This window comes from Providencia xihuensis, assembly GCF_041953405.1.
Taxonomy (GTDB): domain Bacteria; phylum Pseudomonadota; class Gammaproteobacteria; order Enterobacterales; family Enterobacteriaceae; genus Providencia; species Providencia vermicola.
Window position 1 is genome coordinate 3,321,639 of sequence record NZ_CP169565.1, and the last position, 13,942, is coordinate 3,335,580.

General features: G+C 38.2%; 14 protein-coding genes. 7 read left to right on the forward strand and 7 right to left on the reverse strand.

Annotated elements, in window-relative coordinates; genetic code table 11:
- Positions 1-127: 127 nt before the first annotated feature.
- Both ACE2AL_RS14925 and ACE2AL_RS14930 read left to right on the forward strand, forming a co-directional pair.
- Positions 128-1,144, forward strand: a complete 1,017-nt coding sequence (locus ACE2AL_RS14925; RefSeq protein WP_375083648.1) for a hypothetical protein — start codon at positions 128-130, stop codon at positions 1,142-1,144.
- A gap of 16 nt (positions 1,145-1,160) precedes the next feature.
- Positions 1,161-1,736 (forward strand): LemA family protein, encoded by a 576-nt coding sequence (locus ACE2AL_RS14930; protein WP_349422631.1) that lies wholly within the window; start codon positions 1,161-1,163, stop codon positions 1,734-1,736.
- Between the two features lie 102 nt (positions 1,737-1,838).
- On the opposite strand, the gene modC is transcribed toward ACE2AL_RS14930, so the two are convergent.
- Genes modC through modA form a run of 3 tightly spaced genes read right to left on the reverse strand, consistent with a single transcriptional unit; the run spans position 1,839 to position 4,405 of the window.
- Positions 1,839-2,906 (reverse strand): molybdenum ABC transporter ATP-binding protein ModC, encoded by a 1,068-nt coding sequence (gene modC / locus ACE2AL_RS14935; RefSeq protein WP_206085324.1) that lies wholly within the window; start codon positions 2,904-2,906, stop codon positions 1,839-1,841.
- Between the two features lies 1 nt (position 2,907).
- A complete protein-coding gene (gene modB, locus ACE2AL_RS14940; RefSeq protein ID WP_206085323.1) occupies positions 2,908-3,597 on the reverse strand; it encodes a molybdate ABC transporter permease subunit in 690 nt (229 codons plus the stop codon).
- Positions 3,598-3,622: 25 nt separating this feature from the next.
- Entirely contained in the window at positions 3,623-4,405 is a 783-nt protein-coding gene (gene modA / locus ACE2AL_RS14945) for a molybdate ABC transporter substrate-binding protein (protein WP_272538842.1), read from the reverse strand.
- Positions 4,406-4,678: 273 nt separating this feature from the next.
- Here modA and ACE2AL_RS14950 point away from each other — a divergent pair, with 273 nt between their 5' ends.
- Positions 4,679-5,749 carry an ElaD/SseL family deubiquitinase gene (locus ACE2AL_RS14950; RefSeq protein WP_375083649.1) on the forward strand — a complete coding sequence of 357 codons (1,071 nt, stop codon included), beginning with the start codon at positions 4,679-4,681 and terminating at the stop codon, positions 5,747-5,749.
- 65 nt (positions 5,750-5,814) lie between these two features.
- Here the strand turns inward: ACE2AL_RS14950 and ACE2AL_RS14955 are convergent, their stop codons facing one another.
- The gene (locus ACE2AL_RS14955) at positions 5,815-5,964 is read right to left on the reverse strand and encodes an AcrZ family multidrug efflux pump-associated protein (RefSeq protein WP_206085321.1); all 150 of its coding nucleotides are present in this window, start codon (positions 5,962-5,964) and stop codon (positions 5,815-5,817) included.
- Positions 5,965-6,195: 231 nt separating this feature from the next.
- On the opposite strand from ACE2AL_RS14955, the gene modE reads away from it, so the two are divergent.
- The 4 genes from modE (at position 6,196) to ACE2AL_RS14975 (ending at position 10,583) form a co-directional block, all read left to right on the forward strand.
- On the forward strand, positions 6,196-6,984 hold the full coding sequence (modE, locus tag ACE2AL_RS14960) for a molybdenum-dependent transcriptional regulator (protein ID WP_272573434.1): 789 nt from the start codon (positions 6,196-6,198) through the stop codon (positions 6,982-6,984).
- Positions 6,985-7,124: 140 nt separating this feature from the next.
- Entirely contained in the window at positions 7,125-8,603 is a 1,479-nt protein-coding gene (gene modF / locus ACE2AL_RS14965) for a molybdate ABC transporter ATP-binding protein ModF (protein ID WP_375083650.1), read from the forward strand.
- 319 nt (positions 8,604-8,922) lie between these two features.
- A complete protein-coding gene (gene gpmA / locus ACE2AL_RS14970) occupies positions 8,923-9,675 on the forward strand; it encodes a 2,3-diphosphoglycerate-dependent phosphoglycerate mutase (protein WP_206085318.1) in 753 nt (250 codons plus the stop codon).
- A gap of 161 nt (positions 9,676-9,836) precedes the next feature.
- A complete protein-coding gene (locus ACE2AL_RS14975) occupies positions 9,837-10,583 on the forward strand; it encodes a hypothetical protein (RefSeq protein ID WP_353168602.1) in 747 nt (248 codons plus the stop codon).
- Positions 10,584-10,627: 44 nt separating this feature from the next.
- Here the strand turns inward: ACE2AL_RS14975 and ACE2AL_RS14980 are convergent, their stop codons facing one another.
- The 3 genes from ACE2AL_RS14980 to pnuC all read right to left on the reverse strand — a co-directional run bounded on the left by ACE2AL_RS14980 (position 10,628) and on the right by pnuC (position 13,937).
- Positions 10,628-11,590, reverse strand: a complete 963-nt coding sequence (locus tag ACE2AL_RS14980; protein ID WP_375083651.1) for a hypothetical protein — start codon at positions 11,588-11,590, stop codon at positions 10,628-10,630.
- A 216-nt stretch (positions 11,591-11,806) separates the two neighbouring features.
- Positions 11,807-12,862, reverse strand: coding sequence for a 3-deoxy-7-phosphoheptulonate synthase AroG (aroG, locus tag ACE2AL_RS14985; protein WP_349415448.1), 1,056 nt, complete (start codon positions 12,860-12,862; stop codon positions 11,807-11,809).
- Between the two features lie 352 nt (positions 12,863-13,214).
- The gene (gene pnuC, locus ACE2AL_RS14990) at positions 13,215-13,937 is read right to left on the reverse strand and encodes a nicotinamide riboside transporter PnuC (RefSeq protein WP_206085314.1); all 723 of its coding nucleotides are present in this window, start codon (positions 13,935-13,937) and stop codon (positions 13,215-13,217) included.
- Between the last annotated feature and the right edge of the window lie 5 nt (positions 13,938-13,942).

Consider the following 13,942-nt stretch of genomic DNA (forward strand, 5'->3'; position numbering starts at 1 on the left):
CCCATATCTTTATTGTTTTTACTTATATTCCTCAATCTCCATTATTTTCAATCTTTTTATATTTGTATATTAATGCCTCTTTTTTTTAGATAATGATTTTAGGACTCATAAATATAATAATTTAAAAATGCTAAAACATAATTCTTCTGTCAGAAAAATCATTAAAGAAATTGAATACATCGCCAACAATGCAATAAATCACGATGATTTCAATAAGGCACTAAAGTTAGTACAGAAATTTGGCCAACCACTCAAGTATAAAAATGGTATTTTGTATACCCTTGCTTCTTTGAGCTTTAGTGTTTTTCTCTGGGTGCTATATATCACCTATTATTCCGACTATGATAAAACGTGGGGGGAATACCATTCCTATATCCTAGTTGCCAGTGCTGCCATAACTCTGATGTCCTTGTCTGTATGCCTATTTAGAAGATCCAGAATGAAGAAAATCAGTCACAAAATCTACACTGGTATTGCGTTATTAGATTATGGGATTCATCCTCAGCCACTTAATTCAGGTATAGCGCATAATAACCTTGAAAATTTTGTCGAATTTAACCGAGGCAACTATTCACGGCAAATAATGTATGAATACCCCACACTTTCAGACACAGTACCAGCATTCAGTTTTTATAAATTTGAATTTGTTGATGAAGTTGAGACCGAAGAAACGACAACCGACAGCAAAGGTAACACGACAACAACGAAGAAAACCCGTTATGACCATTATTACCGTTATGGGATCATGACCGACTACTCATATTTTAAAAATATAGCAGTTATCTCAAGCGGTATCGTACCCCATGCAACAAAATATAAAGCTTCATCAATCGAATTCTCTAAATATTTCAAACTTGGTGCGATGAATGAGTTAGAATTATCTAAATGGTTAAAACCAACTATCGTTGAATTATTACTGAATGCACGAAATACATTTAAAAAGCTCAATATTGAAATAAACCAACAGGGTGTAATGTGTATTAGTTTCTCTGATGACGATGTTATTAGTGGAAAATATCATTATAATCTGGAAAGTATTTCTGAATTTTCTGATGAAATTAGTGAAAAAAATAAGTTACCGAAACTAGAGAAACTAATGACGCTACACCAAAATATCATAAAATATACTAATAATAATTTTTAAAATAAGGAAATCATCCATGAGTGGATTTTTAATTTTTATAGTCATCATCGCTATTGCTATACTCGCAACGATCCTCATCCACAACAGTATTATTCAAAAACACAATCGGCTTCGCCAATCTTGGGCTGATGTGATCACTCAAGAGCGTCAAAAAACACAAATTATTCCTAAAATTGAAGGTTTGGTAAAAGACCATAAAGAATATGAATCATCATTGCTCAATAGTTTAACTCAAATGCGTACCGCAGCCGCGAAATTAAACCGTTCAGCTAATGATGTAACACCTGACACATTAAAGGATTTTCAGCACGATTTTAAAAATGCGGTAAGTCATTTTAATGTCGCCGTAGAAAATTACCCTGATTTAAAGTCAATTCAACTTTATCGTGATTTGGCGAATGAAATCTCAGAACAAGAAGACAACGTAGGGGCTGCAATTCGTATATACAACAGTAATGTGGCAACCTTCAATACAGCCATAGAGGTTTTCCCTAACAGTTTGATTAACAATATAATGACAAAGAAAAACCCAGCCATGCCGTTTGATCATGAAGAGTCTGCGAATGCGATTGGATTTAAGCCCTCCTTTTGATTATGAATGTATCACTTTCAGTCAGCACAGATAACGAATAAATACCACCATTTTGGCCACATACTGTTGTATGTGGCTTTCTGTTAACCACATGATTTAAGATTATAAATGACGTGACAACGACACAGCCTTAACTTGCGCGTACACCTTGCGGCCTTTACGAATTGACAGCTCATCACGAGCCCAGCGCGTAATACGAGCCCACAAATAGTGCTCATCGCCTAAATCCAGTTTCACATCAATTTGCTCGCCATCTTCAATCCATTCAACCACTTCTGCAGAAAGAATATTACGAATACTGCTAATTGACGGTTTTTCTAGCACCAATGAAACATCAGAAGCATCGACACGAATACGTAATTCTGCACCTTGATGGCTATCAACCCGCGGGATCCATAACTTTTGACCACCGACAACCACTGCTGTCATATCGTAATCTGGATGCTGGCTATGCACTGTCGCACTGATGACACTACTTAATGTTTCTTTTTGTAGCCAAGGACGCAACGCACTGCTCGCCCATACTTCTTCAAGTGGCCCAAACGCTTTAACTTTCCCGTCTGCCATCACAATCACTTTATCCGCCAAGCGCAGGATTTCATCTAAACTATGGCTTACATACAGAATGGGAATTTTAACGTCCTGAGACAGTTTTTCTAAATAAGGCAATAACTCACGTTTACGCGGTAAGTCTAAAGAAGCCAGCGGCTCGTCCATCAATAAAATTTCAGGGGCCGTTAACAATGCACGACCAATAGCAACACGCTGTTTTTCCCCACCCGACAAGGTTATCGGATAGCGATTAAGGAGTTGTTCAATACCCAATAACTCAACAATGTCATCAAAACGTGATTTCATTGTTGAGGCCATGCCATAACGCAAATTATTTTTGACACGATAATGCGGAAATAACCGAGCATCTTGGAACACATAGCCAATATGGCGTTGTTCAGGCGGCAAACAAATTTTCTTTTCGATATCCACTAAGGTACGGCCATTTAACACTATGCGCCCTTTGTTGGGCTTCGTTAGCCCACCAATCACGTTAATTAAAGAGGTCTTGCCTGCCCCCGATAATCCAAAAACGGCAGTAATACTTTCAGTGGGTAGCTGGGTATTCACTTCTAATTGCAAATCCCCTAACTTTTGGAAAAAATCGAGTTCTAACATCTTACGCTACCCCCAAACGTTTTTTACCCCAACGGGTTAGCCATTCTGAAATTAATAATGAAATCAAAGCTAAAACGATGGCAATAATACACAAACGGGCAGCATCAACTTCCGCACCAGGTGTTTCAATCAGGGTATACATAGCAAGGGGAATCGTTTGGGTTTCACCTGGTATATTAGACACGAAAGTAATAGTGGCACCAAATTCACCCAGAGAACGAGCGAAAGCCAGCACAGTACCCACGATAATACCCGGTAAAGAAAGAGGGATCGTGATCGTAAAAAAGACACGTAAAGGCGTTGCCCCTAGTGTTCTCGCGGCCTGTTCGAGTTTACGGTCTACCGCTTCGAGAGCCAAGCGAATAGCCCGCACCATTAAGGGGAAAGCCACCACCGCAGATGCAAGTGCTGCACCTCGCCAACTAAACGTGAAGCTAAAACCAAACCAGTTATACAGCCATTCACCAATAAAACCGCGTTTTCCCATGCTGATCAATAATAAATAGCCCACTACCACGGGTGGCAGCACCAGTGGTAGATGGATAATACTATCGAGCAGTGTTTTACCCGGGAAATTACAGCGAACCAATACCCAAGCCGTTAAAATACCGAGGGGTAAGCTGAGGATCACAGCGACACTGGATACTTTGAGGCTCAGGTAAATTGCTTCCCATTCATAAGGACTTAACATCTGCAACGAAACACTCTCTTAGTTTTTATTTAGTACGTGGATCAAAACCGTAACGTTTGAACACTTCAGAAGCCGCTGGGGTTTTCAGGTATTCGTAGTAGTCACGAGTCGCTTTATTGTCTTGATCTTTAACGATAGCCATTGGGTATTCAACAGGTTTATGTGAATCTGCAGGGAAAATACCCACCACTTTTACTTTTTGGCTTGCAACCGCATCAGAGCCGTACACAATACCTAAAGGTGCTTCTTGGCGTTCAACCAGTGCCATACCACTACGCACGTTATTGGTACGTGCTAATAATGGATCAACGGTTTCCCATGCCCCTAAGTTACCTAATGCTTCTTTCGCATAGATACCGACTGGCACGTGGTCAGGGTCACCAACTGCTAATCGGCCACCATCTAACAGTTTTTTCCAATCTGTTTGTTTGTTAATTTCGACTTTATCTATTTTTGAATCTTTTGGTGCGATTAATACTAGCTCATTACCTAATAAGGTGTAGCGTGTATTTTCGACCATTAATTTTTTATCGATAGCGTAATCCATCCACTGTTGGTCAGCAGAAATAAACAGATTAGCAGGTGCGCCTTGTTCAATTTGACGGGCTAATGTGGAAGACGATGCATAAGATGCCACCACTTCTACATTGGATTCTTTTTTGTATTGTTCTGAAATTTCATTCAGCGCGTTAGTTAAAGAAGCAGCAGCGAAAACGGTAATTTTATCAGCGGCAAAGCTGTTGCTTGCCATTGTTAACGTTAATGTTGCACTAGCAAGAAGAGATACCAAACCTTTTTTCATTTTAATCCACCATAGTATTAGTTAACACGCTATATATATCAGGACACAGCGATAACTTAAAGTTAAACTACGTATAAAAGTGTGCTGGCTCAAGAAATGATGCAACTTTACTGCATGTTATCCATAAATAATAAATCAGTCCCCACCATTTTTAGTTTTTGAAAAAATCGTTTTTGTATAGTTTACAACTTATTTCCCTTGTAACTTTATCGGCACAAATCGTACACATGTGAATTTTTCGTCAAATATTTGCAAGTAGATAAAAACAACGGAGAGACCATGGCCATTCAACCGACAACCCTTTCTCCATCTCAAACTCACTATATGGGTGGATTAACTATTGAGCAATTCCATGGGCTATTTGCAAAAGAAATTGTCCCTGAAACCTTAGAGTTTTTGGCTAGTTCTGCGAGTGATGGAAACTTGAATAGCATTGATTTACTACACAATATCGCTCTTCGACAAGATATAGAGGGAAGAAAAGCAGAGAATATCCTGTTTGATTTATTTAGCGGGAAACGATCTGGAAAGCAAGGTATCGATAAAGAAATACAAGAAACGAGTAAAGTCTTATATCAATCAACACATCATAAAGACGCTTTCATTAAACCATCTAAGTTACTGTATATCATTGGTTCAACAATAGAAAATCAGGCATCTAAGCGAGACACTGTGAATTTGCTTAAAGCGTGTTTACCTGAAGAAACCTTCTCTAAACCGTTAGAGGAATTAAACCCATGGAGTCATAACCGGATGACACAATCGGATGAAATCGACTCCGCAATTAAGGGAATTAATGTCTTATCAGAAGACATCACTATCAACCATGCTCTAGGCCTTTATGCTCCCAATCCACAACAAAGCAATACAAATCAATTGAACGACATCATCGCAGAAAAAATAATAAATGAGACATTTAATCAATATGAATTAATCCCCGTAAACACACATGAGCATTGGATTTTGTTGATGATTTATAAAGATTCATCAACCGACGAAATGAAAGCTTTGGTCTTTAACTCCTTCCATCCCCTCAGCTTGGATGTTCGTAATCAACTCATCAATTCTGCTGAATTAATGGGAGTAAACAATCCTGACGTCGTATTTATTGAAGGAAATCTTCAAAAGCATGTCCCAAACGGTTGTGGGCTTTTTGTTATCGAAGCTATTAAACAATTTGTAGATAATAATCAAAACGACCCTGTCGCTACACTACAAAAGTTTCACAATAATTTTTTGATGAGAACAGAAGAAGAACAAGAACAATTTAACCTTCACCGCCGTCGACAGTTATTTTCAAATTACTACGATAATAAATACCTATCATTAAGAGATTTCTCTTCAACATGAAAAACCCCCTGATTGCATTCGCAATCAGGGGGTCTATGATCAGTACGAGCGGTAATCGCTAAGGGTTACTTATTCTCAGTGTTATGATGCGGAACATGAGCTTTAGACAGTAAGTTAAAGAATGCGCCTAAGCCATAAATCAAGCCCATGATTAAAAACATCACAACTGGAACCATCATCAGAGCAAAACCTAAACTTTTAATGAGTTCTAACATAAAAAAGCCTCTTCAGTGATACTGTACCCACCAGCCTACAAGATACGCTGACGAGGGAAAATTCGACTCTCAATACATCTATTATAAATACAATGATTATAAATCAAATCAAAATAATAACGCATAATCACGTTATAATGCAGACTATTTTAGACAAAATATTATACTAACGACATACTAAACGTGCTTTTTAACTCTGTCACCACCAACCTAGCTGGAAGGGAGAAAAATATGCAGGCAGAAATCTTACTCACACTTAAGTTGCAGGGCAGCTTATTTGCTGATCCACGCCGTATCGCACTACTCAAACAAATTAAAGCGACCGGTTCTATCAGCCAAGGCGCTAAACTTGCAGGTATTAGTTATAAAAGTGCTTGGGATGCCATCAATGAGATGAACCAACTCACCGATGATATTCTGGTTGATCGCGCAACTGGCGGAAAAGGCGGTGGTGGCACCACATTAACACATTACGGCGAAAGACTGCTCCAGCTATATGATTTATTAGCACAAATTCAACAGAAAGCCTTTGATGTTCTCAAGGAAGATAATTTACCCCTTGATAGCCTACTTGCGGCAATTTCGCGCTTTTCACTGCAAACGAGTGCACGTAACCAGTTTTTCGGTACATTGATTGCTCGCGACCATACACATGTCCAACAACACGTTCAAATCCGTTTAGCGGATAACAGTACAGTGATCAATGCCGCACTGACTGAGCAAAGTGCTAACCGTTTAGGGTTAGTCGAAGGCAAAGAAGTGCTCGCATTAATTAAAGCGCCTTGGGTTAAGCTCAGCAAACAACCAAACCAAACCGAGTTCGATAACCGTCTTGAAGGCAAAATCACTGCACTAGAACGTGGTAAAGATAATAGCGAAGTGATCGTCACACTAACAGGCGGTGAAACACTCTGTTCAACCCTGCCAAATAGTGATGTTGATGCTCTATCTTTGCAAGTTAACGATACGATCACTGCACTTTTCAATGCAGACCAAGTGATTGTCGCTACCCTTTGCTAAATAAATCGGCTTACTTGCTTGAAAAAGTAAGTAAGCATTCACCTTTTTCTCTCGCCCTCCTCGCTCAATTGTTGACTTTATCCTCAATCCTGATTATTCCTGTTAGATAACAAGGTAAATATTCATGATAAGGAAGCTTGATGAGCGCAATAACAATACAACATAGCAGCTTTAAGCTCAGTGAAACACAAACGCTTGATATTCCACAACTCAATATTAACAAAGGTGAAAGCTGGGCATTTATTGGTTCTAACGGCAGTGGTAAATCATCACTGGCTCGTGTTCTTTCCAACGAGCTCAAACCACTTTCTGGTGTTGTCAAAAATACCTTTAACGCCCCTGTTCGCCTTTCGTTTGAACAGCTACAAAAAATCATTAGTGAAGAGTGGCAACGTAATAATACCGACCTGCTCAGTGATGATGAGGAAGATACTGGTTATACCGCTGCTGAAATTATTCAATTTAACCATAAAGACAATGAATATTGCTTAGAACTCGCCGCACGATTCGGCATCCGTGACTTACTTTCTCGTCGTTTTAAATATCTTTCTACAGGGGAAACACGTAAAGTTCTGTTATGCCAGACATTAATGGGTAATCCTGACCTACTGATTTTAGATGAGCCCTTTGATGGCTTAGACGTCTATTCGCGTAGCAACTTGAGCGAACTACTCTACAGTTTGTCTGAAAAAGGCCTAACGTTAGTTTTAGTATTAAACCGCTTTGATGAACTTCCAGATTATATTGAAAATATGGGCGTAGTAGCGGGTTGTAAATTAACGATGTATGGTGATAGAGAGTCAGTACTTGCTAACACCCTAATCAGCCAGTTACAGCACAGTGAAAAAATTAAGCAGCTGTCCATTCCAGATACAGAAGACCCAACAAACGACGAAAAGCTAGATGATACAACCCCTCGTATCATTTTAAATAATGGTGTCATCAGTTATAACGACAAGCCCATTTTGCATGGATTAACTTGGCATGTTAACCCTGGTGAACACTGGCAAATTATTGGAGAAAATGGCGCGGGGAAATCCACCTTATTAAGCTTAATCACAGGTGATCATCCACAAGGCTATAGCAATGATTTAACTTTATTTGGCCGCCGCCGCGGCAGCGGAGAAACCATTTGGGACATTAAGCGCCACATCGGTTATGTGAGTAACAGTATTCACCAAGAGTATCGCGTCGCGACTAGTGTGCTCAATGTGATTATTTCTGGTTTCCATGATTCCATCGGTTTATACCAAACACCATCGGATCGCCAGATACAATTAGCGTATGAATGGTTAGCGTTGTTAGGGTTTCCGTCTCAAACCGCGCAACAACCTTTCCATAGCCTTTCATGGGGCCAACAACGGTTAGTTTTAATCGCGCGAGCACTTGTCAAACATCCAGCGATGCTCATTCTAGATGAACCATTGCAAGGGCTTGATGGACTGAATAGATTACTCGTTTTGCGCTTTATTGATGTGATGCTCAAGCAAGGTAATACCCAATTGCTATTTGTTACCCACCATCAGGAAGATGCGCCAGACTGTATAACTCATCGGTTAACCTTCGTTCCTGAGAGTGGGAAATATCGCTACGATATTGAAGAGGTTATCCGCAGCTAAAAAGTGTCAGTAATTTGGCAAATAAACCAAGTTGCTGATAGCTTTTCATAAAGTCGCAAGATGCTTTGCTTGATATCCATCATAAGAATATGTAAACAGTGATTTTATCGCTTGCTGTATCGATTCAATTAGAGTTAAATTTACTGTATCGACAAATTAATTAACCAAGAAAACAAATATCACTATTGGTGTCGTATTTGTTTTTCACATTGATAGGGATAAAAAACAAGTTGCTACTGGCGTTCAAGTTGACTATCCCTATAATGTAGGTCAGCAACAATTCATTTCTAATTAGAATGTACTGATAGGAGTTTTAGCTATGGCTGTAACTAAACTGGTTTTAGTAAGACACGGTGAAAGTGAGTGGAACAAAGAAAACCGCTTCACAGGTTGGACGGATGTTGAGTTATCTGATAAAGGCCGCGAAGAAGCAAAAGTTGCGGGCCAATTATTGAAAGATGAAGGCTTTGTCTTTGATTTTGCTTACACTTCTGTGCTGAAACGCGCTATCCATACTCTGTGGAACATTCTTGATCAAGTTGAGCAACAATGGCTGCCAGTTGAAAAAAGCTGGAAACTGAATGAGCGCCACTACGGTGCCCTGCAAGGTTTAGACAAATCAGAAACAGCGGCAAAATACGGTGACGAGCAAGTTAAACTGTGGCGCCGTGGCTTCGCCATCACTCCACCAGATCTGACTAAAGATGATGAGCGTTACCCAGGTCACGACCCACGTTATGCAAAACTATCAGAAAGCGAATTACCTGTGACTGAAAGCTTAGCAACCACTATCGACCGTGTTGTTCCTTATTGGGAAGAAGTAATTAAGCCACGCGTTGCAAGCGGTGAGAAAGTCATTATTGCTGCACACGGTAACTCACTGCGTGCACTGGTGAAATACTTGGATAACATGGGTGAAGATGAAATTCTGAACCTTAACATCCCAACTGCGGTACCTATGGTTTATGAGTTCGATGAAAACATGAAACCAATCAAACGTTACTACTTAGGTAACCAAGACGAAATCGCAGCAAAACAAGCTGCGGTAGCGAACCAAGGTAAAGCGAAGTAAGTATTCACTTTATATTACCGAGAAAGGGTTAAGCGCAAGCTTAGCCCTTTTTTATTATCCTTTGTTCTCCTTCCTACAAAAATTACCAACTCAAGGTGTCAGAAATTCAAATAACCGACTATCATAGGGAAAATTTTTTGAAAGGTTGATAAAACAACGAAATGAATAAATTTAATATCTATGTTTGGGTTGGCCTGGTGCTCAGCGCCAGTATTTTAGGTTCACTTCTGTATATGATCAATGCAGGTGAACTGGTTATTGATGGTTCAAATGGTGCCGCCAATCATGAACTGATGAAAACCTTAATGATCATTGCTTGCGTCAGCTTTCCAATCCAAATTGTTAGCATGATGGTGATGGCCTATAAGCCCAAATTATCAATCGTTCTCGCTATCATTAGTAGTGTAGCCTTAATGCCAATCACCATTGTTTTTGCCATGGGAATGATTTTTTCTGCCACACGCTGGCGTTATCGTCAATTAGAGCCATTTGATACCAGCCTTAATGTCGGCTTTACTGAGAAGGTTGAATTTAATAAACGTAATAACCGCATTGTTGTGATTTCCCTTGGGATCATCAGCATTGCCTTTATTTTATTGAGCCAAAGTTTGGGGATGTTTTTATTTGTTCTGACCATTTTTCTTGGTTACTTTGGTAAAAAAGCAAGTGATAACCTCTATTTAGCTGTTAAAGACGCGCAGTTTTATATTCGCCCAAATATTTTTGCGCATTGTTATCGCATTCCACTAAAAAACGTTACTTATGTAAAAGGTGAGAAAGGGAAAGTGTTCTTTGATGTTCAAACCTCAGAGGAGCCATTGCAATTAACCGCGACACCGGCAAATGCAACACCTGAAGAACAAGCTAATTTAAAAGCATTTCTCGAAAAGATCCCAAAAAATCAATAAAAAACAAAAAACCATGGTCAGCTAACAAGCTGACCATGATTCACTTAATTTACTTGTGGCACCATTGGTATAAATGGTTTAATGGGCTCTACTTTTATTGCAGCATCATTAATAGCATGAGCATCTAGAACCTTAAACCCTGCAAGAGACAGCGTTAATTGTTCTGTAACATCATTTGTTGTAAGTTCAAATACATTTAAAATATTTACATTTTTATCTTGTAAGCTAATGCCTGCTTGTTCAAAATAAACTTTAAGTTCGCTATTTTTTTCTAATAATATCTTACTGTATTCTTTATAGTCTTCAATCTCAGCCTTTATCTCACTAATTTTATCTTCATCTAGTTCTTTATTTTCCAAATTATTATTAAGATTAACAACTTCACCCTCAAGATATTTTATATACTCCTCATTTCCTTTAAACTCTCGAATATAATTATAACCATCATAGCTTTTATTGTTTTCATAAAAGCAATTTTTATAATATAAGCTATCAATGGAGTTTTTCGTTTGATTTATTTTATTATTTAATTCATAGCTACTCTCATTGAAATCTTGAAATATTGACTGAAACTCATTTTTTCCTCCATTAAGATTAGCAATATCATCCAGACTAATTTGCGGTGCTAATTTTAGCGTGTTTTTTAATATATCTTTTTTATCTGAGATAAATTTTTCAAATACTTTAATATCGTTAGGTGATTTCTGATATGCTTCAATTTTAACTAATAACATATCTAACTCTTCAATTTGTTCTTGCAACGTTGGTATAAAAGAATTCAATTCATATTGATACATTAACATAAGGATAATATTTTCATGCTTAATATCATCATAAACATCAGGTTTTTCAATCACCAAATCTCGAAGCTTACTACTATTTAAAGTTATTTCTTTTTTATATTTATTATACTCATCAATTAGCCCAACCACTTCTGCATGCAAATCGTTCGCTATTCTCATTGTATTTATTTTATAATTAGCATTACTATATTCATTATATCTCATTTTAAATTCCTTTTAAATTTACATTTTAAAAGCCATCTAGCGGAAAATTAAAAATACGCCATAAAACTAAGAATGACAAATTTAGTTTTAGTATAATATAAAAACAAAAAAATGATGATAATGATAATTAAGTAAACTAAGAGGTTTTATGAATAAATAATAAAAAACCTATTCCAATAATATGAATAGGTTTTTTATTTAATCTTATTGAATAACTTATTTATTTCGACGCGCTATCACAGCTTCTGATAACTGGCGTAATACTTTTTCTGTATCATCCCAACCAATACACGCATCTGTCACACTTTGTCCGTAAACTAAAGGCTCGCCAGATTCTAAATCTTGATTACCTTCAACTAAATTACTTTCAATCATGACACCGCTGATTGTGTACGTGCCGCCACGAATCTGTTCACAAACATCAAGAGCAACTTCCATCTGCTTTTCAAATTTCTTGCAGCTATTGGCGTGACTAAAGTCAATCATAATGTTTGGAGCAAGTTCAGCCTTAACTAAACTTTCTTTAACCGCTTTGACATGCTCCGCACTATAGTTTGGTTCTTTTCCACCACGTAAAATGATATGGCAATCTGGATTCCCGCTGGTATTAACAATAGCCGAATGTCCCCATTTAGTGACGGACAAAAAACTATGTGCTGAACGTGCTGAGTTGATGGCGTCAATCGCAATTTTAATCGTGCCGTCAGTTCCATTTTTGAAGCCCACAGGACAGGATAATCCAGAAGCAAGCTCACGATGAACCTGTGATTCTGTTGTTCTTGCTCCGATTGCCCCCCAACTCATCAAATCTGCCACGTACTGCGGAGTTATCATATCTAAAAATTCTCCTGCCGTCGGCAAGCCTTGACTATTAATTGTTAATAATAACTCACGTGCGATGCGCAAGCCTTCATTAATATCAAAACTACGATCCATATGTGGATCATTAATTAGCCCTTTCCAACCAACTGTGGTACGCGGTTTTTCAAAATAAACACGCATAACGATTTCTAAGGAGTCTTTTAACTCATCACGTAGTTTTTTTAAGCGCTCAGCATATTCTAGTGCAGCTTTTGTGTCATGAATTGAGCAAGGGCCAATAATAACAACTAAGCGGTCATCATCCCCTTCTAGGATATTATGAATAGCAAGGCGTGCTTCATGAACGGTAAACGCAGCTTTATCGGTTGCTGGAAATTTTTCAAGCAGAGCAATAGGGGGTAATAATTCTTTTATTTGTTTAATTCTGACGTCATCGTTCTGATAGTTCATACCTGTATATCCAATGTTTATTATTTTTTACTGTTGTTGATTTGCATACCTAATTTATCCCAAGCTAGAGCACAAAATAGACCTATGAGCTCGCTCACTGCACTTAAAAGATGAATTGATAACTTAAAAGATAATCGGCATCGAATTTTTAATCTAACCGTTCAGCGAACATCTGTAAACAGCTTAGCGCATACAGAAACAAGGGATTTATCTACGGCTGATTATAAAATGAGGAGAAATATGAATATTTAGCACAATAAGTAGGATCAATTCGCATTTTACAGCGTTAAAAATAAGTAAAACGGCTAAATAACGAGGATATTACTTTAGCCGTTTTCTGTTTTTTTTCAGGTTATGGACGAGATAAAGGCGATGAACCATTATCTTTTGCTGATTTTATCCAAAGTCGGGAGCCATTTAAGGCTATACCCAGCAAAATAAGGTATTCCAACGACATCGCGTATACCCCTTGGATAAAGAAAATCACAATGCTTATCACATTAATGATCACCCATAATAACCAGTTTTCAACGTACTTACGCGTCATTAAGATCATCGCCACCACAGAAAGAATGGTCATTGTCGAATCCCAGAACGGAAATGCATCAGGCTCTATGGTTGGCATCGCCAAATTGGCACCAAGCATATTCAAGATCTCAACCGCCCAAGTCGCAAGCACACCAAATACCACATCAATATTAAAAGTCAGATAGAGAATTGCTAATACCGAAAGCACTAGGGTGACAGAGGCTTTTGGTAGGCTTAACCAGCGGATCTTTAATTCTGCTTGTTGAGAGCTATTCACACGGCTCCATGCATACCAACCATAAATATTAGCGACAAAGAAAAATATCTGTAAAAGTAAATTCGCATACAATTGAATCTGAAAGAAAATGACAGCAAATAGAGAAACGTTAATTAAACCAAACAGATAATTAATCGTTTTCTCTAAACTTGCCAGTAAGATACAAAGCAAGCCTGCTATTGTCCCGACGGCCTCAATATACGATAAATCATACACGGAACCCCATAGAGGAATTTGTACTAACGTATTGGCTGTACTAAAAAAATCCATCCCGA